The sequence below is a fragment of the Streptomyces sp. NPDC048258 genome (assembly GCF_043201995.1).
In the GTDB taxonomy this organism is placed as follows: domain Bacteria; phylum Actinomycetota; class Actinomycetes; order Streptomycetales; family Streptomycetaceae; genus Streptomyces.
Genome location: NZ_JBICZH010000014.1, coordinates 16,925 through 38,049 on the forward strand (window position 1 = coordinate 16,925; position 21,125 = coordinate 38,049).

At 69.6% G+C, this 21,125-nt stretch carries 11 protein-coding genes; 3 read left to right on the top strand and 8 right to left on the bottom strand.

Going from position 1 to position 21,125, the window contains the following annotated elements:
* The first annotated feature begins 135 nt into the window (after positions 1–135).
* Positions 136–1,515: a hypothetical protein gene (locus ACGFYQ_RS28170; RefSeq protein ID WP_393748605.1), complete on the top strand. Its 1,380-nt coding sequence runs from the start codon at positions 136–138 to the stop codon at positions 1,513–1,515.
* On the opposite strand, the gene ACGFYQ_RS28175 is transcribed toward ACGFYQ_RS28170, so the two are convergent.
* The 5 genes from ACGFYQ_RS28175 to ACGFYQ_RS28195 all read right to left on the bottom strand — a co-directional run bounded on the left by ACGFYQ_RS28175 (position 1,478) and on the right by ACGFYQ_RS28195 (position 6,527).
* Positions 1,478–2,029, bottom strand: a complete 552-nt coding sequence (locus tag ACGFYQ_RS28175) for an FAD-dependent monooxygenase (RefSeq protein ID WP_393748865.1) — start codon at positions 2,027–2,029, stop codon at positions 1,478–1,480. The two genes, ACGFYQ_RS28170 and ACGFYQ_RS28175, sit on opposite strands and share 38 nt — an antisense overlap.
* A complete protein-coding gene (locus ACGFYQ_RS28180) occupies positions 1,984–2,115 on the bottom strand; it encodes a hypothetical protein (RefSeq protein WP_393748873.1) in 132 nt (43 codons plus the stop codon). The genes ACGFYQ_RS28175 and ACGFYQ_RS28180 overlap by 46 nt, the downstream gene beginning before the upstream one ends.
* Positions 2,116–2,284: 169 nt before the next feature.
* Positions 2,285–3,028, bottom strand: coding sequence for a DUF6801 domain-containing protein (locus tag ACGFYQ_RS28185; protein WP_393748607.1), 744 nt, complete (start codon positions 3,026–3,028; stop codon positions 2,285–2,287).
* 281 nt (positions 3,029–3,309) lie between these two features.
* Positions 3,310–6,231, bottom strand: coding sequence for a trypsin-like peptidase domain-containing protein (locus ACGFYQ_RS28190; RefSeq protein ID WP_393748609.1), 2,922 nt, complete (start codon positions 6,229–6,231; stop codon positions 3,310–3,312).
* Positions 6,228–6,527 carry a trypco2 family protein gene (locus ACGFYQ_RS28195; RefSeq protein WP_393748611.1) on the bottom strand — a complete coding sequence of 100 codons (300 nt, stop codon included), beginning with the start codon at positions 6,525–6,527 and terminating at the stop codon, positions 6,228–6,230. Before ACGFYQ_RS28195 ends, ACGFYQ_RS28190 begins: the two co-directional genes overlap by 4 nt.
* A 118-nt stretch (positions 6,528–6,645) precedes the next feature.
* On the opposite strand from ACGFYQ_RS28195, the gene ACGFYQ_RS28200 reads away from it, so the two are divergent.
* Positions 6,646–9,561, top strand: coding sequence for a BTAD domain-containing putative transcriptional regulator (locus ACGFYQ_RS28200; RefSeq protein WP_393748613.1), 2,916 nt, complete (start codon positions 6,646–6,648; stop codon positions 9,559–9,561).
* A gap of 108 nt (positions 9,562–9,669) precedes the next feature.
* Here the strand turns inward: ACGFYQ_RS28200 and ACGFYQ_RS28205 are convergent, their stop codons facing one another.
* Both ACGFYQ_RS28205 and ACGFYQ_RS28210 read right to left on the bottom strand, forming a co-directional pair.
* Positions 9,670–10,077, bottom strand: a complete 408-nt coding sequence (locus ACGFYQ_RS28205; protein WP_393748615.1) for a hypothetical protein — start codon at positions 10,075–10,077, stop codon at positions 9,670–9,672.
* 33 nt (positions 10,078–10,110) lie between these two features.
* On the bottom strand, positions 10,111–16,602 hold the full coding sequence (locus tag ACGFYQ_RS28210; RefSeq protein WP_393748617.1) for an RHS repeat-associated core domain-containing protein: 6,492 nt from the start codon (positions 16,600–16,602) through the stop codon (positions 10,111–10,113).
* Positions 16,603–16,822: 220 nt separating this feature from the next.
* Here ACGFYQ_RS28210 and ACGFYQ_RS28215 point away from each other — a divergent pair, with 220 nt between their 5' ends.
* Positions 16,823–18,130 (top strand): phospholipase D-like domain-containing protein, encoded by a 1,308-nt coding sequence (locus ACGFYQ_RS28215; RefSeq protein WP_393748619.1) that lies wholly within the window; start codon positions 16,823–16,825, stop codon positions 18,128–18,130.
* A gap of 84 nt (positions 18,131–18,214) precedes the next feature.
* Here the strand turns inward: ACGFYQ_RS28215 and ACGFYQ_RS28220 are convergent, their stop codons facing one another.
* Positions 18,215–21,064 (bottom strand): NHLP bacteriocin export ABC transporter permease/ATPase subunit, encoded by a 2,850-nt coding sequence (locus ACGFYQ_RS28220; RefSeq protein WP_393748867.1) that lies wholly within the window; start codon positions 21,062–21,064, stop codon positions 18,215–18,217.
* Between the last annotated feature and the right edge of the window lie 61 nt (positions 21,065–21,125).

Consider the following 21,125-nt stretch of genomic DNA (forward strand, 5'->3'; position numbering starts at 1 on the left):
GCCCCCGCACGGTGTCGAGGTGTGCACCCTGTTACTCCATTCGGGTGACGGCTGTGGCCCCGTTATCGCACGGGAGGCGCTCCTGGGAGGCGCGGTCAAGGGGCGTTCGCCCAGGTGCGGCGGCAGGCTGGTGCCATGACGAACGCCCCCGCGGCAGTCGTGGGGCCACCCGAAGCCAGCGGCCTGCGGAAGGTTTTGATCAACGGCAAGCCCGTCGGCGAGGCGCGGTCCCCCGAAGAACTGCAGAAAGTCCTGTGTCAGTTGGGTCTGACATTCGAGGATGACATCCAATGGCTCGGCGGAGACAGCACTGTCTGGCCGGATCGCTCGCCGCTTCGACACATAACCGGCATCGCCTTGGCAGCCGGCCTCCTGGGGACTGCATGCGTGCTTTTCGGGATCGGCATGAAGGACGCCACTGACGCCCTCAGCTTCGCCGGGAGAATGGCAGGGTTTGTTTTGCTGACCTTGGCTGGGGTGGAATTGTTGGGCATGTTGGCCGCAATCGCCTATTGGCGCCGGTGGAGAATGGCCAAATCGGGGCCGATCGTGCTGCTCGGAGTCTCGGTCGCCCTTGCCGTCAGTTCGGGGCTGCTCTTGATGCACATCCACTACCGGTGGTATCCGTGGTACATGAAGGCCTGGATAGTCCTCGCGCTCTGGTCTTTCTGGGCTCTGTGGGTGCTTGCGTGGCACGACCGGGTGTGGAAGGGGCTTCGCTATCCTGGGCGAATCGCGATCGGGGCGATCGCCTCCTCTCTCCTTGTCGTCATCAACTTGGGATATGGACTGGTCTACGCTCCTTCCGTGGCGCAGCCGCTGGTACAGAGCACGGCTGAATTCGGGACACCAAGTTTGGACAAGAGCGGGGAGATGTACCTGCGGGTACGCCTGCGCATCAAAAACGCCGGCCAGGTCCCGGTCTATGTGCTCGGCAGCATCTACTGGATCAAGGTCAGGATCGCGAAGGATCCGAAGGACGAATACCGGGTCATCAAACCTGGCGAGTTCATCGAGCCTCCGGGGCGGACGTTGGATCCGGAGGAGGAATATTCGACAGATGTGGTCGCCGAGATCCCCAAACCTGAGACGCTTAACCATGAAGCAGTGAGAGTCGAGACCCAGACGTACGTGATCAGGAAAGACAGATTGACAATGACCGCCGATTACGAGGCGTCCGAAAAGGGGCGGGAAGAACTCAAGAAGGAAGGCAAGGACAAAGATCCCCCCGGGCCCGACGATCCCTACATCAGATATCAGTCCGGCATATCCAACAGCACTCAGCTCCTGAACGTGACTCGTGGTTGGGAGCGCGTGACGGTCTGGTGGGTGTATGCAAAGGGCGCTCCGGATCTCTTTGTGGATGTGTCGCGGCCGGGCGAAAAGAAGACCTTCAAGCCCGACCTGAAGCATGGTGAGGACTGGTACGGTCTCGCATTCGTGCGTGGCTCGATTGCGGAGACACCGTTCGCGGAACTCATGAGGAAGGCTCAGGCTCAGCGCCCGCTCCCCTGAACCCGACCGCGTTCCCCGCCCCGACCAGGGATGTTGCAAAGTCAGCGGCCACGGCGGCCGGCCACCGCGTTGACCTGCGGACCCTGGTGGCTTCCCGGAAGGCCGGCAGCCGCTTCTTGTCCGGGAGTACCGCGACGACCGTCACCCCGTCGTCGTTGGGAAACGCGTACGCCATGTCGGGCTCGAGGAACCAGGCGTGACTGATCCCGCCGTGCAGCGGAAGGTTGCGGAAGTGCGCGAGGTAGCCGAACCGCGCGTTCTCGTACTGCCGGGCGGGAACCTCGGCGAACTTCGCCACGGCCGAGTCCTTGCCATCGGCGCCGACCACCAGGCGGGCCCGGATCTCGCGCTCGCCCTGTGCTGTCGACGCGCGCACCCCCAGGGTTCGCCCGGCTTCCCGGACCAGCCCGGTCACCTGGTGACCGAGGAGCAGATCGACGCCGGGCGTTTCCGCCGCACGGGACCTGATCAGCGGGTCGAGGGTGCTGCGCCGGATGTTGTACGCGTACGACAGCTCGGGGTCGCTCCGGCGCTGCCGGCGAGGCCGGCTCCGCTGATGACGACGTCGTACTCGTATCCCGCGCTCTCGGGCTTGGTCATGCGCTGATCGCTCCCTTCGGGGTGGTGCCGTTCGTGGGAGTGGCGCAGTGCCCACTGCAGTCAGGAGCATGACCAGTTGTCAAGAGTGTGCGGATCGGGTGGTGATCGCCCGGCGGGGGTTCCTGCGCCTGCCGGTCTGCTCCGGACGTGAATCAGCCTGGTCGCCCGGTCAGGTCGCGGCGGCATCGCCGACGCCGCCACCCGCACGGCCTCGGCGTGCGGCGAAGAGGGTGCCCGCACCAGCGGCCAGCAGCACACCCGCGCCGCCGAGCAGCCACAGCTCGGGGTCGGCTCCGGTCTCGGGGAGCGCGCCCTGCGGCGTGGACTCGGTGGCGCCTGACGCGGCCCGGTCGGCTGCCGGTGCGCCGGGAGCGGCGGCTGTACCGGCAGCGCCTGTCGCCCCGGACGCGGCCTGGCCCGTGTCCGTCCCGGTCCCGGGCCCGGGCCCGGTAATGCGGAACGACGCCAAGACGTTGTTCTGCCCGGCATCCGGCGTGCACCGCGCGTCGATCTCGCCCGGGTAGGCGACGTCGCCCCTCGCGTCCTTCAGGGTGAGATGCGCGACGAGGTCGCCGACGGTGATCCGCGCGCTGCCCGCCTGCCTGAAGGTGAGCGCCGGTGCGGAGCCGGACGCCTCGACGTGGAAGGACCCGGCCGCCGGGATGCCGGCCTTCACATCGACCGGCACCTTCACCCGGCTGTCCCCCTCCGGGGCCGCCACGCGGACCTGCGCCTCCACCGTACCCTCGACGGTCGTCACACCGATCCTGCCCAGCGCCTTCGCAGCGTCCGCGGGCACCGGCACCTCAGCGTTGACGGGAAAGGTCAGGGTGGGCTTTCCGACCTCGGCCGACTCAGGGACGTCCGAGTGGATCCGCACCGTGACGGGCAGATTCCCGATCAACCCGGTCAAGCACGTGTACCGCAGCGTGAGCGACACCGGGTCCGCGGCAGCGGGTCCGGTGCCTGAGAGTCCCAGCACCCCGCCCGCAACCGCTGCGACCGTCGCCAGTCGAAGCGGGCTGTGTGGCACCGGGATGCTCCGGACGGCAGGGGCCGTTCGGCGCCGTTCGTGCGGGTTCCGGGTGTGCTTGCCAGTGCTCATGCTGACCCCCGTCAGGGTGTTTTGTTCTCTCGGAGAAATAGGCGGAATACGCAGTGCAGTGATGTGCCGGTCAAGGCCGGTCCGGCCCGTCACCGGCCCGGCCGGGTCCGCCGATGCCGGCCCGGCGAGCCGATGCCGACGTCGGCGGGCACAGGACCGGCCGCTGTCGGGTCTCCGTCGCCCGCGATACAAGACGCAGGGGGAGTCGGCAGGCCGCTGTCGCAGCCCGCCAGAAAGACCCGGGTCAGGTGATCTTGGAGTTGAGCGTGCCGGAACTGATAGACCGCGCCGGCCTGGCGCAGTACGTCCCGCTCGCACGCGTCGTCGAGGAAAGCGACAAGACGCCAGGGCAACTGCCCTGTGAGCGGCAGCCAGATGCGCGCGAGGGCCACCCACTGGCCCCAAGCGGTGAAAGCGAGTCCGTACGCGAGTCCACCCGCGAAGGCGGCTTCGATCCCGAAGGCGAGCCCCAGCAGAAGTCCCCACACGGGCCCGGTCGCGAGCGCGTTGGCGCATCCGGCTCCCGTCCCGAACACGAGCGCCCACACCAGCAGATGGAAGAGCACGTTCCTGCGGTCTTGGCCGAGCAGCTCCGAGGAACTGACACCCGATCTGATGTCGACGGGAACTTCCAGCCAGGCCATGAGCCCGAACACCGACCCGACCCCGAGCCCGAGCCCGGGCACGAACACGAGGGCCCCCACGAGCCCGCCGTCCAGGCCGTCCCCGAGCCCCAGGGACTCGACCACGACCCTGTCCAGGAACAAGAGCACGAGCGCGGCCAGGACCCCGCACGCGAGCCCCAGCCGGAACCTGGGGAAGACCCCCGTACGCGTGCGCCCGGTCCTGCCGAAGACCTGGATGCGTACGCGCGACGGCTCTGCCGCGCCCTGCGACACGAATCCGTACACGAGCCCGAAGAACAGTCCGTTCACGAGCGCGTGCAGGAGCCCAACCACGAACCCCCTCACGAGCGCGAACCTGAGCCCGAACGGTGTCGCGACCAAGTCCACGGGAACGTTCCCGACGGCGGTCGTCACCCCGAGGGCCAGTGCGGCGAGAAATCCGATCACGAGCATGCGCGAGGAACGGCTCATCGTGGTGCCCAGCTGCCACCAGGCGAGGTCACGTGCCGGGACGCCCGTGGCCGCCCTGCCGAGTCGGTCCAGGTGCGCGGCGAGGTAGCCGAGCCACTGCTGCGCACGGTCGGGGTGCCAGTCCCGCCGCCGACGTCGGCCGCTGCCGCCGTCGGTTGGCGAGGGCTCGTAGGCGGCCGGGGTGAACGCCGCCAGGAGATGCCTCTGCAGGGCCTCCGGGTCGGCGAACGTGGCGGTGTCCAGGAGCCGTCCGGGGTCGTGCCCGGGGGCGTCGCTGTAGACGGCACGGGCCATGGCGACCATCAGCGGGGTGATGAGCACCCTGGCCACGTTCTCCGCGCCCGGGCTGCGCCGTTGCCTGCGCAGCTCGTCCAGGACGGGTTCCCACACGGTGCTGCGCATACCGCCGTCCGTACCCGGACGGCTGGTGAGAGGCAGGTAGAGGGCGACGTCGTCCAAGGTCAGGTCGTCCAGCTCGACGACGGCGGCCTTCGGGAACGGGCGGGCCTCCACGGCCTCGGCGTACTCCCCGGGCCGGCTGGTGAGGAGCAGCGGGGTGGTGGTGCGGTCGAGCTCTTTGAGCGCTGCACGCCGCAGGCCGCCGGCGATCTCGTCGAACCCGTCCATGACGGGCAGGATCCAGCCGGTGTCGACCAGCGCGCCGGCCAGGTTCCCTCCGTGTGCGGCGGGACCGGCGAGGCCGTGGTCGCGTACCAGCTGGTGGCACATCCAGTCGCGCAGGGAGACGGTGGTCGGGTCCCACGATCCCAGGCTGAAGATCACCGGTACGGGCTCGTCCGGCGTACGGGCGCCCAGCCAGTCGAGGACGAAGCGCAGCGTCAGGATCGTCTTGCCCGCGCCGGCCGCACCGAGCACCACCAGCCGGCGGGACGGGATGGACCGGTACACCTCTACGATCCGGTCGATGCGGCCGCCCAGTGCGAGCGGCGCCGGATCCTCCCCGGGTGGCGCGTTGCAGATCTTGGCCCAGTGATCGAGCAGGCGCGCATCGGCGTTCCGGAAGCGTACCGGGAGCGGGAACGGGTCGTGCACATGCCGCCGCCGCTCCTCCTTCCGCCACTGTCCGGCCACCCTGGAGGCGAGCAGCCCGGCAGCCTCCCGCAGCTCCGGCGCACCGGTGAGCGGCGTTGCACGGGGAAGCTCCTCCAGTCGGCCAGGATGCGCCGGCAATCCGATCAGCGAGCTCAGTTCGCCGATCTCCTGCGGACTCACCTGTCGGTACCAGCGGTCCACCGGGCTCGCCGCGAGCGTGCTGAGCCCGTCGGAGCGGTAGTGCTTGGTGATGACGCCGATCACGTACCCGCCGCTCCACACCGGGGCCCCCGACATGCCCTCCCAAGGCGAACGGCCCCGCTCGGGGTCGGGCTCCGGGGAAGACCTCAGGGTTATCTCCAAACTGCCCTCACGCTGGTTCGACAACGGGGTGGTCTCACCGCGCGCGTGGTGGGAATCCCGATACGACACGGGCGCACCGCCGTGCGGCGACGCGGTCCCGGCACGCAGTCTGAACCTCGGGAATCCCAGCGCTTCGCACTCCACCGGCTTCGAAACACGGGCGAACCGCACCGGCGGAACCGCAGCACCGGCCGGGCTGCCCGCGCCCGGGCCGCGGACGGCTGCGTCCGCGAGGGCGATCAGCGCGACATCCGAGGCGGAGTTCACCCAGAACGGCTTGCCCTGCAACTCCCGCGTACCGCCGTCCTCGGTGAGAAAACGCACCTGCACCGTCGCCGCGCCGCACACCACGTGCGCGGCCGTGAGCACCACGTTCCCGGCCACCTGGTAACCCGACCCGCGCCCTCCGACGCCCGCGCCGCACGTGGTGATGACCTGGACCGCCCGCCGCCGGTCGAGCCCGTCCGGCTCCGTCGCCCCGCCCACAACGGCGCTCACTGCTCGTGTGCGTCAGCGCGGCCGGAGATGAACGGCGCTTTGTCCGCCCCCGCCAAGGCCGGCTGCAGCACCAGTGAGATGCGCTGGGCCGAGACGGCGCTCACCGCCGCCTCCGCACCGGACTCCACCACCCAGAACCGCACTTTCGCCCCCGCCTGCCCGGCCCGCTCCAGCGCGACCGACAGCTCCAACTCGATCGGTCCCAGCTCGAAGCGCAGCGCCTCGCCCTCCGCCGCGGCGATCGCCCGGCCCAGCTCCTCCCGTAGATCCCTGATCACGCTCGTCAACTCGATCACACCGTGCCCCTTGCGCTCCCTGGCTTCTCAGCCGTTCTCAGTCGCATCTCTGCAACCATGACCGGACACGCTGCAAAGCAGATGAAATTCCGATGATGTGCGAAAGCGGGGCTTCTCCATGGACAGCGAACCTCCCGAGCAGCTCCGGATCGCGGTGCTCGGGCCGTTACGGGCGTACCGGGGCGGAACACCGCTGGATCTGGGCCCCGTCAAACGGCAGGCCGTGCTGGCCGCGTTGCTGCTCAGCCGGGGGGCCGTGCTGAGTCATGAGCAGCTGATGCACGGAGTGTGGGGGGCGGAGCCACCCGCATCCGGCCACAAAGTGCTGGCCAGTCACGTCAACCCGCTGCGCCGGGCGCTCGACGCGCATGGCACCCGCCATACGGAGTCGGTGATCCGCAGCGGAAAGGGCTGGTACCGCTTCGCTGTCGACGGGGTCCGGCTCGATGTGGCGGACCTGACCGAGCAGGGCGTTGAGGCGCGGCGCACGAAGGTGTCCGGCGAGTTGGCCAGGGCTGTCGACCAGTTGTCCTCGGCGCTCGCACTGTTCCGGGGCGAGCCCCTGGCCGGCCTGCCGGGGTCGTTCGCGCAGGCCGAGCGGGAGCGGCTGTCGGAGCGCCGGCGCGGGCTCCGACTGGACAGACTCGAGTGCCTGGTCCTGCTCGGCCGGTTCCGTGATGTCCTGGACGACCTCACGGTCCTGTCCCCGTCCGACCGGTACGACGAGTCGCTGCTGGCCCTGCGGATGCGGGCCCTGTACGGCTGTGAACGCCAGGCGGAAGCGCTCAACGCCTATCAGGGCATGCGCGTACGGCTGCGTGACGAGCTCGGCGTCGATCCGGGGGAAGAGCTCCACCGGCTGTACGAAGCGGTGCTGCGCCGCGACGACGAACACCTGCTCGGTCCGGCCGCTGCGCGCTCCGCCGCACATCCCGCCCGCTCCGCCGCACATCCCGCCCGGCCCCGGACCCGCCGCGCCGTCAATGAACTGCCGGGCGACGCCGGCCGCCTCGTCGGCCGGGAGGAGGAGCTCGCGCTGCTGACGGAGGCTTACGCGCCCGGATCCGTGTCGATCGTGACGGTGGACGGTACGGCCGGTGTCGGCAAGACCGCGCTCGTCGTACGCGCGGCCCGTGAGCTCAGCGACCGGTACCCGGACGGCAGCCTGTTCGTGGACCTTCGCGCGCACAGCACGCAGCGGCGGCAGACCCCGGAGCAGGCCCTGCAGCGCCTGCTGCGCTCCCTGGGCGCGGCCAAAGGCGAGTTGCCGAGCGACCTCGAAGAACTCACCGCCGCCTGGCGCGCGGCGACCAGCCCGCTACGGCTGCTCCTCGTGCTGGACGACGTCCTGGACGCCGACCAGGTGCGACCGCTGCTGCCCGCAGGAGCGGGAAGCAGGGTGCTGGTGGCCGGCCGCCGACGGCTGTCCGAACTGGACGCCGACCGACGGGTCACGCTGGAGCCGCTGGGGAGCGGGGGTGCGGTGCTGCTGCTCACGCACATCATCGGCGAGGACCGCGCGAGCCGCGAGCCGGAGGCGACGCGTCAGCTCGTCGGGCTGTGCGACGGGCTGCCGCTGGCACTGCGCATCGCCGGGTCGCGGCTGCAGAACCGCCACACCTGGACGGTGGAGTACCTGGTGGGCCGCATGGCGGGCGACGAACGCCGACTCGGTGAACTGAGCATCGGGGACCGCAGCGTCGAGGCGGCCTTCCGGCTGTCGTACGACCAGCTCGCACCCGACCAGCAGCTCGGATTCCGCGCCCTGGGCCAGTCACCGACGGTCGAGTTCGATGTGCTGGCGCCGTCGGCCATGCTCGGCCGGCCGCCCCACGACACCGAGCGGATCCTGGAAAGCCTGGTCGACGCGAACCTTCTGCAACAACCGCGTCCGGGCCGCTACCGATTGCACGATCTGGTCCGCGTGCACGCGCGGCGCCTCGCGGAAGCCCTGCCCGGCGAGGCCGCCGGCATCCGCACGGCCGCCCTGCGCCTCTACCTGGACGCCGCCCGGATCACCAGTGACTGGGGCCTCCCCCACGGTTTCCCCACCGGCCCCCAGCCCTCCGGTGCACCGTTCGCCGACTGGAAGGACGCGGAGATCTGGCTGGACGCGGCCGGTGGAGAGCTCGTCGACGTCGTCGGACACGCCGTGGCCCTCGGCGAGGTCGACTACGCGTGCTGGATCGCCGAGGCGCTGGTCGACTACTTCACGCGGCAGGGCCGCTACCACGAGTCCCAGACCGCTCTCGAGATCGCACTCGCGCACGTGGACGAGGCCACCGACCCGCGGATGGCGCCCGCCCTGCGGAACTGCCTTGCCTACACCGGCGTGTACCAGCGCCGGTACGCGCAGTCGCGGACCGTGTTCACCGAGGCGCTCCACCTCAGCCGGAGCGGCCTCGACCCGATCGAAGAGACCCGGGCCCTCATCGGGCTGGCGTCCGTCGACGTGAGTGTGGGCGAGGCCGACCAGGCGATCTCCCGTGTCACCGAGGCGCTGGCCGTGTCCCGGGCGCCGCACAACGACTGGATCGCCTCGATCGGATTCGTCATCCAAGGCCTCGCCCACCAGTTGAAGGGACGGAACGAGGAGGCGCTGGCCTCTTTCGCCGAGGCCCGCACCCACGCCGATAGGGGCCGCAGACAGCGCATGCTCGGCAGGGTCCTGAGCTTCGCCGCCGACATCCACCTCCGCCTCGGCCGGTACGCCGAGGCCAAGAGCCTGCTCCGCCAGGCAGTCCACCTGGTCGAGGAGGCCGGTGACGTCTTCCTCTGCGCGCGCGGCCTGACCCGGCTGGGCACGGCAGAGCAGGGCGAGGGAGATCCGGGCGCGGCCGTGGCCCTCCATCACCAGGCCTTGATCCAGCACAAGTTGCTGTCCCCGCTCACCGAACCCGCGTACGACTGGCTGGAGATGGACATCCGCTCGCGGCTGGGCCGCGCCTACCTGGCGACGGGCCGCATCCACGAGGCGCTCGGGCAGTTCCAGGCCGTGCTCGCGGTGCCGGGCGCCCGTGGGCAGCGCGGCTGACCGCGCACCGGCGGCCGAGGAGCTCGAAGCTCTGACAGACGCGCCGACGGCCCGGGGGCCGCACCCTTGTGTTCGGTGCGGCCCCCGGGGGCGGTTTTCGTGATGCTGTCAGCCCTGCTTGCGGTATACGCAGTCGACTTCCTCGTCGACGTCCGCGAGGTATCTCAGGGCCTTCAGGCTGCCGTCCTCTGCCCGCTGGTACTCCAGCGAGTAGATCTCCTTCTGGAACTTCAGGTCCAGGGAGGGCGGGATGTCACCCACGCCGGTCTCCAGGTACCAGTGGCCCTCGCCGGTCAGGCGGGGCCGCTCGGGGCCCTGTCCTCTGGCGTCGGACTCGAAGTTCTTGAACCGGAACGTGCCGTCCTCGGCTAGGTCGAGGTCGGCCCCGCAGTCCCCGGTCCAGTGACCGAGGACCATGTCCGCGGTCACCGGAGCGGGGGCCGGGCGGGGTGATGCGCAGCCCGTGGCCAGGCACAGCACCACGGCCGCGCCGGCGATCAGCCCGCTCCCTCGCAACTCGTGTCCTTCCGTTGTCTCGTGTTCTCGCGCCTAGAAGAACAGGCCCAGGATCAAGCCGACGATGCCCAAGGCCGCCGAGATCAGGCCCGAAAGTCCGCCGTAGCCTCCGCCACCTCCTCCGCCGGATGAACCGGATGCGGGCTGGTAGCGGATGGTCTCCGTCCAGGTGATCGTCTGGGTCCGCTCCGACATCACGCCCTTCTTGAAGAGCTCGTTGTTGAGCGGCTCACCGATGTTCTTCGTCCACCAGTCGCCATAGCCGATGGACCCGACGTGCGTGGCGGAATTGATCGTACTCGGGTTCTTCACCCGGAAACGGACGACGGCAGTCCCCTCGGACTTGTCCACCGACATCACCTTGTAATTGAGGTGGTACGACCCGAGGAACGCGGCCGACAGGTTTCCGGTGAAGTCGCTGTAGAGCTTGCCGATGCTTTCCCTGATGGGCCCGCCCAGCGAATAGGGAGCGTCGCCGCCCCCGCCCTTTTCGAGCTTCCCGGACCGCAGATCCTTGGCGATCTTCGCACGGGTGTCCTTCACGTGTCCGTGCGTCTTGAGCGTCTTGGTGAACCGGTTGTTCCCGCCGAGGTCGCGGTGCCTCGGGCCGGTGTCGGTCGCCCATTCCCAGCCGATGCGGAGCGCGTTCGGGTCGTCCGGCGGGCCCGCGATGTAGTTGGCGAGCGGGTCCGGTACGTCCACCAGGGTGTTCATGGCCTTGAGCGTATTGCCGACGCCGTGGCCGACCTTGTCCACCGTCTGGACGTACACGGAGGCGACGAGCGCCTTGCCGGTGTCCTTGATGTCGTCCTTGAAGTCGTCCCAGGAGTACAGGCCGCTCGCGTCGGTCAGGTTCACCGGGTTGTTGCGGGAGTAGGCGTAGACGTTGAGCGTCTGCGGCTGCTCCGGGGTGGTCATCGGGTCCGGGCTCAGGAACTTGCCCAGACTCGGGTCGTACATCCGCGCCCCCATCAGGGAGAGCCCGGTGCTGTCGTCCTCCGCCTTGCCGAGGAAGCCGCGGTCCGTTTCGGCGGGCAGGCCGGCGGTCGTGCCGCGCTGCTTGCCGAACGGGGACAGCCTGCGCCGGACCAGGGTGCCGCCCACCGCGGTCACCATCAGCTGGGTGGACGCCTGGCCGTCCGAGAGCAGCCAGGTCAGCTTGCCGTTGGGGTCCGTGTCGGAGGCGGTGCGCATCGCCACGCTGGTGCCGTCCACGGCGTAGTACCGCGTCGCCCGGACCTTGTCCGTCTTGCGGAGTTCGTGGCCCTCCAGGTAGAGGACCTTCTCGGTCGGGGTCTTGCGCATGATCGGGTTGCCGTCGGCGTCGTAGACGTACGTCGTCGTCTCGTCGCCGCCCGGCTTCTTCTGGGTGATCTGTGAGACCTGGCCCTGCGGGTTCCAGTCGATGACGGAGGCGACCGCGTCGACGGTGCGCCCGGTCAGCCGGCCGGCGTTGTCGTAGCTGTAGGAGTCGGTGCCTCCGGTCGACTTGACCACCCCGGTGAGGGCGTGCGGCCTGGGCTGGCCAGGGGTGTAGGTGCTCTCGTCCGCGCTGTAGCCCGGGTACTTGTAGTCCCTGGTCACGGCGGCGCCGGCGGCCGAGGTCTTGTCGGTGACCGACTGGATGTTGCCCAGCTGGTCGTAGGTGTAGCTGCTCTGGTAGGGGTCGGGGCCGGTGAAGTCGGACTGCGGGGCGGCCCCGCAGGTGGTGGCCGCGGTGGTCCAGGCGCCGGTGAGCCGCCTGAGCTCGTCGTGCGTGAAGCACTGCTGCTGGCCGGCGGCGTTCTCGCGCAGTGCGGTCACCTGCCCGCCGTTGTCGCGGGTGTAGGTGTCGTTCTGCACGGTCGTGGAGGTACCGCCGGTGACCGATCGGGTGGTGATGTTCTTCACCCAGCCGGAGCCGTTGGTGTCCTCGTAGCCGATGGTGCGGTTGAGGCTGGTGCCGACGCCGGCGGTGCCGAGGGAACGTGAGGTGAGCCGCCCGGCGTCGTCGTAGCCGGCCGCCGACTGGTAGGTCGCCAGCGGACTCGCGGACGTGCTGGTGCGGCCGTCCTTGAAGGTGGTGGTGACCGTCTCGGCGGGCAGACCGCCCAGTGCCGGGTGGTCGATGGCCGTCACGTGGTCGGCCGCGTCGTAGTGGTACTTGGTCTGGTAGGAGCCGTTCAGCCCGCTGCCGTCGTCCGGTATGAGGGACGTCTTGGCCGTGGCCCGGCCCCGCACGTCGTAGTCGTCCACCCGCGAGGTGTACGGCTTGCCGCCGGTCCAGCTGGTCTGGGCGGCGAGCATGCCCTTGCCGCCGGGCGCGGAGTCGTACGTCTTCTCGCTCAGCAGGGTGGCGCCCTGCTTGACGGTCGTCCGCCGGTTCAGCGCGTCGTATCCGAAGGAGAGCACGGTGCCCCGCCCGTCGGTGACGGTCTGGATCAGGCCGTTGGCGTCGTACGTCGTCGTGCTGTTGCCGGCGCTCGGCTCCTCGCTCAGCGTCCGCTGGTTCGCCCAGTCATAGCTGTAGTGGGAGGTGTTGCCCTTCGAGTCGTGGACGTACTTGAGCTGGCCCTTGCGGGTGTACTCGTACGTGGTGGCGTACTGCTGGGCCCCCAGGTTCTCGATGATCTTGGTGGTCTGCCCGAAGGCGTCCTTCACCGACTTGGTGGGACTGCCGACCGGCGGGAAGACCGTGGTCTCGTCCGCGCCCTGGTACTGGGTGACCGTCTTGTTCGACGGCTGCACCACGCCCTTGGCCTGGATCTGGGAGAGGATGACCCGCCCGGCCCAGTCGCTCTTGGTGTCGGTGTACGAGGGGATGTCCGCGACCGCCGGGTTCACCAGACCGGATCCCGCCGCCGAGCCGTTGTAGAACGGCGCCGACGTGCCGGCCACGTTGCCCGAGGAGTCGTAGCGGGTGACCTCGACGACACGGCCCGTGCCGGACGGCGCCGTGGTCTGCTTCTCGCGCTCGCGCCCCAGCCCGTCGGAGTAGGAGTACGAGTTCAGGTAGGTCGTCCCGGACTGGAGCACGCTGCTGGTGGTGCGCACCGGGTCGCCCGTGGCCACCCGCGGCACTCCGTTCGCCGAAGTGGCGACCGGCACCGAGTAGTCGAACTTCATGGACGCGGTGCCGTCGGGGTAGTTGGCCGCCTCCGAGGGCTTGAAGACCTTCGTCAGCCGCCCGAGGGCGTCGTACACGAGCTGGGTGGCGTTGCCGTTGGCGTCCACGGTCTTCCACGGCTCGCCCCAGAAGCGGGACAGGTAGCGGGTGGTGGACAGCGCGGTGCCCGGTCCGGTGCCGTCCGGGTCCGGGGTGGTGACCTTGATTCCGTCGACCGGCCAGGAGGTGGCGGGAGAGAAGGTGGTGGTGGTCAGCTGGTTCTTGCCGTCCCACACCTTGGTCTGCCGGCCGGCCGCGTCGAAGTTCGCTTTGAGGGTCTTCCAGGACGTCTCCGAGGTGTACGTGCGCACCTCGGTCACGTTGCCGTCGACGAGCTTCTGGTCGTTCTCGGCGAAGGACAGCGCGCCGTCGTAGAACGTGGTCACCCGCTTGTCCATGTGCGCGGCGGGGGTTCCGGCCTGCTCGTCGGCGTCGACCGCGGAACAGGAGACGCTGTAGTGCCGTTCGTCGTCCGGGTAGACCATCCACCGCTTGGTGCCGGTGGAGTCGTCGGCCAGGTCGTCGGTGTTGTAGGCGCGGCCGTACTCGGTACAGCTGTTGTCGGAGACGTTCGTCTCGCCCCAGTCGTCCACGCGCATCGGCAGGCCGAAGGCCGTGGACGCCTTCTCCGTGCTGTCGAACTCGGTCTGGACGATGTGCTCGCGCCAGCCGGAGCCGTCGGCGGAGTTGGCCACCTTCTCCAGGTTGCGGAGCCTGTTCTCGCGCACCATCCGGGCATCGGGCATGCCGGTGTACTGGGCGGTGTTGTACGACCAGTACTCGTGCCACTCGCGTTCCTGCGAGTCACCGTTGTGGTCGCGGACGGAGGTCTCCAGCGTCTGGCCGGCCAGCCACGCGCTGTCCGTCCACTGCGTGCCCTCGGAGTCCGTCACCTTCACGCCGCGGGTCTGCGAGGCGTCCGTCTTCACGGTGCGGTCGCCGTCCAGGCCGCGGTAGAGCCAGTGGTAGGTGGAGTGCCGGTTCTCGTTGGCACCGGTCGTGACCAGCACCTTGCCGTAGCCGCGCCAGTCCGACCAGGACTCGTCCTCGTCCTTGACGAGCGGATCGGCGGAGAACCGCCAGCCCGGCGCGCCGTCGTACTGGTAGTCGGTGATGAGCGCGGGAGCCCCGTCGTTGGCCTTGCCGGGGTCGACCTGCACCCGCTTGGTGACGAACTTCTTGAACCAGCCGGTGTGTTCTTCGGTGGCCCCTTCCGGGACCCACTTCTGCCAGAAGCACTCGTACGCGTTGGTCGACTGCGAGGGCGCGCCGCTCTCCGGGCAGGTCCGGTCGATGGTGCCGTTCTCGTCGGTGGCGTGGCCGTACGTGGCCGTGATCGTGGAGCCCGCGTCGGTGAAGATCTTGTTGACGCGGCGGAAGTTGAGCTCGCCGGTGCCGACCTTGTTGTCCTGCCACTCGCCGTTGAAGTTGATGGTGGGCATGTCGATGTCGCCGCCCGAGTAGCCGCGGCGCTGGATGTAGTCCAGCCACAGCTGGTCGCCGACCGTGCCCGCCGGGTTCATCAACGCGTACTTGAACTGGTACTGCTTGACCAGGTCCCAGCCCGAGGTGTTGTTGTCACGGACGTGGATGTTGATGTCCCACAGCATGTCGCGCTGGAAGAACGTCGGGTAGTACGTCTTTCCGGCGCAGGTCTCGCCGTCCTCGGGGCCGTCGCAGATCAGGTCGACCGGCACGTCCGGATAGGACGAGGGGCTGGCGTCGATGGTGGGGCAGGACGGCGCGGTGTTGTTCAGCGGGTCCGCCTCCGCCATGCGCTCCACGCAGCGGTTCACGTGCTGGAAGTCGATCATCGCGGGGAGCTGGGCGCCGGCGATCTGCGAGGACCAGCCGTAGTCGATCCGGGAGAGGTACGAACCGGCGTCGTAGCCCCGGGCCTTGTCGGCCGCGGCCACGGAACGGTAGTAGTTCGTCTCCTTGTTGTAGAAGTAGGAGTTCTCCACCTCGTTGGGCGTGACCACCCGGTCCAGGCTCCAGCGCCAGGCCTGCTTGCAGGGGTTGGGGTAGGAGGCGTTGCAGGGTTCGCCCGCGTCGTCACCGATCACCGGCACGGTGAGGACCGAGTTGGTCTTCTCCCGGGCGTTGTCGTTGCCCAGTCGCTCGGTACGGCCCCAGCCGAAGTAGTAGCGGGTTCCGTCCTGCTTGGTGAGGACCCAGTACTCGTCGGTGTTGTCCGAGCCGAAACCGCCGTTGAGCTTCTGCACCCGCCAGCCCGGGTCGTCCTTGATGCGGAACGAGCCGGTGCCGGTGCTGTCCTGGATCAGCTCGGAGGCGATGCCGTCCATCTGGATCGTGTAGACGGCGCCGTTCGGGTCGGCCGAGGAGTTCGGGGAGTCCCAGCACAGGTCGCCGAAGGTGGCGTGCCCGTCGTCGGCGCAGTTCTTGTACTTCCGCTCGATCGCCCCGACGTTCAGGTCCCAGCCCATGCCGACCCAGGAGGCCTGGTTGTTCGAGGCGGACGTACGGCCGTCCACCTCCTGGGAGTTGTACGACAGTGCCAGGTCGGGTGCGATGCCCATGGGCGGGGCGGGCACCTCGATGGGCACCGAGTAGGTGAACGCGCCCGAGGCCAGGGACACGTCCCACTTGCCGGACGGCTTGATCGCGGTCGCGCGGTAGTCACCGGAGTCGGAGGACGAGCCCGATGCCAGCGCGTACACCGCGGGTGCGGCAGCGGCGGACGCGGTGGCGCCGGCGTCCTCGCGCGGGGCCGGGGCGGCCTCGACCGGTGCGGTCAGCTTGCCGCCGACGGGGTCGTTGCGCTGTCCGGCCACGCTCTGGGCGGCGGCGCAGCCCTTCGCCTGCGGGGTGGTGAGCGCACACGCCGGCAGCTTGACCAGCCGCAGCCGCGAGGCGAACGCGCCACCGTAGGCGCGGGCGAAGCCGGAGTAGTCGATCGTCGCCTCGACGGCTGCGGCGGTGGAACCGCCGTCCGCCCGCGCGACGGTCAGACCCATGCCGACGCCGCCGACCGGTGCGACCGCCTTGCGGTCGAGCACCTCCACCCGGACCTTCGAGGGAGCCGAACCGGACGCCCCCTGAGCGGACTTGGCCTGGCCGGCAACGGGAAGGGCACCGATCGAGACGATGGAGCCCTTTCCGCCGGCCGGCTTCTTCGCCGTGCCCGCCTCGGGCACGGCGACCGTGGCGGAGGCCTTCTTCGGCCACCCCACCTTGGCCGCCTTGACCGTGCCGGGCTCGGCCGGCTGCGCCACGGCGGGGCCGGTGCCCCGACCGGACACGCTTGCCTGGCCCGGCCCCGCGGGGCCTGCGGCGGGCGTGAGGACCGCGGCCATCACCAGCCCCACCAGCATCAGTTTCGCCGTCGTGAGCGCGACGGCACGACGTCTCAGTTTCAAGAATTTGTCATGTACCCAAAACAACATGAGGGACCCTAACCGTTCCGGAACGACAGAGTCCAGATCAACAAAGCAGACATGATCGACAGTTGGGGACGAAGATCATCACGCCTGTCGCCCGGCGCCCTCCGATCTGGCACGATCCCCCAGTCGCACGGACGGCCGACGACAGGAGTCGGGCGCCACGATGACTCAGCACGCGCTCCAAGGAGGGGATTTGATGCGCCTCGCATCGCACCTGAAGACATCCGGTACCGCCACGGCCCTGTCGGCGGTGCTCCTGACCGCGGGGCTCACCCCGGCATCGGGTGCGCCACGCCAGGCGCCGGCGGCCACGGCGGCAACCCTCGGGGTCGAGTCCTCGGGCCCCGTCTTCAACAACCCGCTGGGTACGCCGGCAGAGCAGAACGCGATCCGGAGTAAGATCCTCCAGTACGTCACCACCAGCCCGGCGGGATCGTCGATCACGGTCGCGCTGTACCACATCTGGGACCAGGAAGTCGCCCAGGCACTCGCGGACGCGCACACCACCCGAGGCGTCCACGTCCGGCTGATGCTCGACGAGTCGACCGTCAGCTCCCGTCCCACCGACCCGAGTTACGGCATCCTGCGCGACGCCCTCGGCACCGACACCGCCCAGCCCTCGTTCGTGGGCCTGTGCCCAGTGGGCAAGTCCTGCCTGGGACGGCCCGAGTTCGGCAAGTCCATCAACCACAACAAGTTCTGGCTGTTCTCCCAGGTCGACGGTGCCTCCGACGTCGTCCTGCAGACGTCGTCGAACATGTCGCCCTCGGCGTACAGCGCGTTCTGGAACGACGCGTACGTCGTCACGTACAACACCGGCCTGTACAACGCCTACGCGGGCTACTTCTCGGCGCTCGTCGGCAAGGACTGGGAGAACTGGCGCTACACCTCCAGCGCCTGGAGCCCCTACAAGGCCTACTTCTTCCCGTACTACCCGGGCACGGGCAATACGACCGACACGATCTGGAACACGCTCGACAACGTCACCTGCAACTACACGCAGGACGGTGTCGCCAAGCACACCAAGGTGCGGGTCGGCATGTTCAAGTTCACCCGCCAGGGCGTGGCCGACAAGCTCGTCGCGCTGAAGAAGGCGGGCTGCTCGGTGGAGCTGGTCTACTCGTCCACCGACAGCAAGGACAGCTCGTCCGACGGCACCACCCCCGGCACCTGGGAGACGCTGCACTCGGTCGCAGGACTCACTCCGGTCTGCTACCACCAGGACCACGACAACAACGCGAGCACGGCCGCACGGGTCATGCACTCCAAGTACCTGCTCATCGACGGCATGTACGACGGAAGCATCAACAAGGTGCTGTGGACCGGCAGTCACAACTACTCGGGCCCCGCCCTGCGCGAGAACGACGAGGCGCTCCTGAAGGTCGACGACTCCGCCGCCCACGATGCGTACGTGGCGAACTTCAACACGGTGAAGGCCGCGGCCCAGCCCGGCACGAGCGACAGCACGCCACAGTGCAAGGGCGTCGTCGACCAGCCGGAATAGCCGTACGAGAGCATGAGCGACCACGGGTGGTGGGGGCCGGCCTCCCTCACCACCGGTGGTCGGTGCGACCGCCGACGGCCGCAGTCACCAGCTCAGTTGGCGGCGGACCAGTTCGTGGAACAGGCCGGTCGTGTCGGCGAGGAGTTCGGCGGGCGGGCCCTGTTGCACGATGCGGCCGTCCGCCATGGCGATCACCCGGTCGGCGTCCATGATCGTGGACAGCCTGTGGGCGATCACGATGCGGGTGGCGTTCAGGGCGCGGGTGGATTCGATGACCACGCGCTGGGCTTCGTTGTCGAGCGCGCTGGTGGCCTCGTCGAAGAACAGGATGCGCGGCTTGCGGATGAGGGCCTGGGCGATCATCAGGCGCTGGCGCTGGCCGCCCGACACCGTGCCGCCGCCGTCGGACAGCATGGTGTGCATGTTCATCGGCATGGCCTTGATGTCCTCGGCCAGGCCCGCCATCGCGGCGGCTTCCCATGCCTCCTCCAGCGGAAACGACTCGGCGCCGCAGATGCAGTCGAGGATCGAGCCGCTGAAGGGCTGGGCGTTCTGCAGGACGACACCGCACTGGCGGCGCACGGCCGCCTGGTCCAGCGCCGCCAGGTCCTGGCCGTCGTACAGGACGCTGCCTTCCACGGGCTTGTCGAAGCCGATGAGCAGTCGCAGCAGGGTCGACTTGCCGCAGCCGCTGGCCCCGACGATCGCGACGAACTCCCCCGGCCGGATCGCGAAGTCGATGCCGTCGAGTACCAGGGGGCCGTCGTCGGTGTAGCGGAAGGACAGGTTCTTCGCTTCGACGGCGCCGGTCAGCTCGCCCGGCCGGGTACTGGCGCGGCCCACCTCGGGGAGCTCCCTCAGGAGCGGCTTGACCTGCTCGAACATCGGCAGCACCGCGGCGGCCGAGATGAGCGCGCCGGTCACCTGCGTGACCGAGGACATCAGCATCGTCAGGGCCGTGCTGAAGGTGAGGAACTCGCCGGCGGACATGGCGCCGCGGGCCGGTCCGGCCAGCAGTACGAACATCGCCAGCGTGCACAGCGGCAGGTACACCGCGCCCAGCACCGTGGTGACGTTCTGGATCCGGCCGATGCGCTGCTGGAGCTCGCGGGTGCGGGCGAACTCCCGTGCCCAGGCGGCGTACGCGAAGCTCTCGGCGGCGGCGACCCGCAACTTGGGCAGCCCGCGCAGGGTCTGGAAGGCCTGGTTGTTGAGCTTGTTGTTGAGCCTGATCAGCCGGCGCTGGTAGCGCAGCTGCCACAGTCCCAGGCCCAGGAAGACCGCCGCGACGGCGACCAGCATGGCGACCGCCGCGCTCGCCAGCGGCACGCTGTAGAGGAGCAGCAGCACGAGGTTCATCGTGCCGACCGTGCTCGCCTGTACGCAGACCGGGCCGACACCGGACAGCACGCTGCGGATGGCGCTGATGCCCATGGCCGCGCCGGCCAGTTCGCCGGTGGAGCGGCCGGCGAAGAACTTCGTCGGCAGCCTCAGCAGCCGGTCCCACACCGCCGGTTGCAAGGTGGCCTCGATGCGTCCCTCCATGCGCAGGATGGAGACGTTCTGCAGCAGCATGAAGGCGGCCGAGACCACCCCGGTGGCGATGAGCGCCAGCCCGGTCTGCACGATGAGGCTGTTCTCCGCGTTGGGGACGTACCGGCCGAGCACCTGGCCGGTGGCGATGGGCACCAGTGCGCCCAGGACCACCGCGACCAGGCCGCCCAGCATGAGGGTGCGCAGCTCCGGGAGGGTCCCGCGAAGGCTGAAGCGGAGCAGCGCAGGCAGACCCACCCGCCCGTCGGGCAGCGGACGGTAGAGCATGACGGCGCGCGGCTCGAAGGCGTCCTCACCGACGTCACCGCCCTTGCCGATGCGCTGCCGCGTGCCCGTGGCGGGGTCGACCGCCACGTAGCCGCCACGCCGCCACAGCAGGGCGACCGGGGTTCCGTCCTTCTCGCGCCGGCCCACCAGCGGACCGCTGTTCTCCCGCCACCACTGCCCGCCGAGTCCGACCACGCGGGTGCGTATCCGCGAGGCGAGCGCGATGCGTTCGACGGGGTCGACCCGCTCGGAGGCGGTGGTGGCCTCCCCCGGTTCGGACAGGGTGATGCGGGCCTCGTCGGCCACGAGGGAGCACACGGCGAAGGTCGCGTCGACGCTCGCGCCCCAGTGGCGGGAACGGCCGCGGGAGCGGTCGATGGAGGCCAGCAGCGTCCGGTCCGCCTGGGTACGGGCCGCCTGCCCGGCCTCGATACCGGCCGCCATACGGTCCTCGTGGGCGCGCCCGAGCTGCTCGATCGAGCGGTCCAGGGCGTACAGCAGCCGGTACTGCTGATCGACCATGCCCTGCCACATCGCCGCGTCGACGAGGAGGGTGCCGGTCGTGCCCTCCTCGTACACGGCGCCGTACTGCACGCTGCCCGGGGTGATCTGCATCCACAGGATGTCGTCGTCGGCCCGGCCCTGCCCGGTGGTCGCGCGGCCGTCCAGCGGTGCCTGGTAGAGCACCCGCAACCCGCGTCCGAGGCCGCGCGCGAACGCGTCCTCCAGCGGGCTCGGCCGGCCCGCGGGGTCGCCGTACGCCGCCTGGTCGGCCCACCCCTGCTGGAACGGTGCCCCGTACTCGGGTCCGGGCAGCTCCCGCAGCTCGATACGGCGCAGCAGGCAGCCTTGCAAGGGCCGGCCGACCAGGGTGTGCTCGGGGCCGTCGGCCGGGCCCAGCAGCAGGGTGCCCGCCTCCAGCCGGCCGAGGAAGTGCCAGTGCCCGGCCTGCGCGGCGTCGACGGCGAAGAGGTCCAGCTCGCCCCGGACGACGAGCCACAGCACGTGCGGGCCCTCCAGGGAGAGGCTGCGCAAGCCCGCGCAGTCGACGGGCGAGCCCAGTGCGCCCAGGGCGGCGACGACCGGGTCGGAGTCCTGCCCGCCGGGGGCCAAGCCCGGCTGTGCGGTGGTGACCGTCGTGTCATGCGGGTACTCGTGCGGGTACTCAGGGGGG

What these genes read in the sequence shown, in the direction of transcription:
- ACGFYQ_RS28215 (WP_393748619.1), top strand. Translation starts at nt 16,823, where the DNA reads ATGCGCCTCGCATCGCACCTGAAGACATCCGGTACCGCCACGGCCCTG.
- ACGFYQ_RS28180 (WP_393748873.1), bottom strand. Translation starts at nt 2,115, where the DNA reads ATGACCAAGCCCGAGAGCGCGGGATACGAGTACGACGTCGTCATCAGC.
- ACGFYQ_RS28170 (WP_393748605.1), top strand. Translation starts at nt 136, where the DNA reads ATGACGAACGCCCCCGCGGCAGTCGTGGGGCCACCCGAAGCCAGCGGC.
- ACGFYQ_RS28200 (WP_393748613.1), top strand. Translation starts at nt 6,646, where the DNA reads ATGGACAGCGAACCTCCCGAGCAGCTCCGGATCGCGGTGCTCGGGCCG.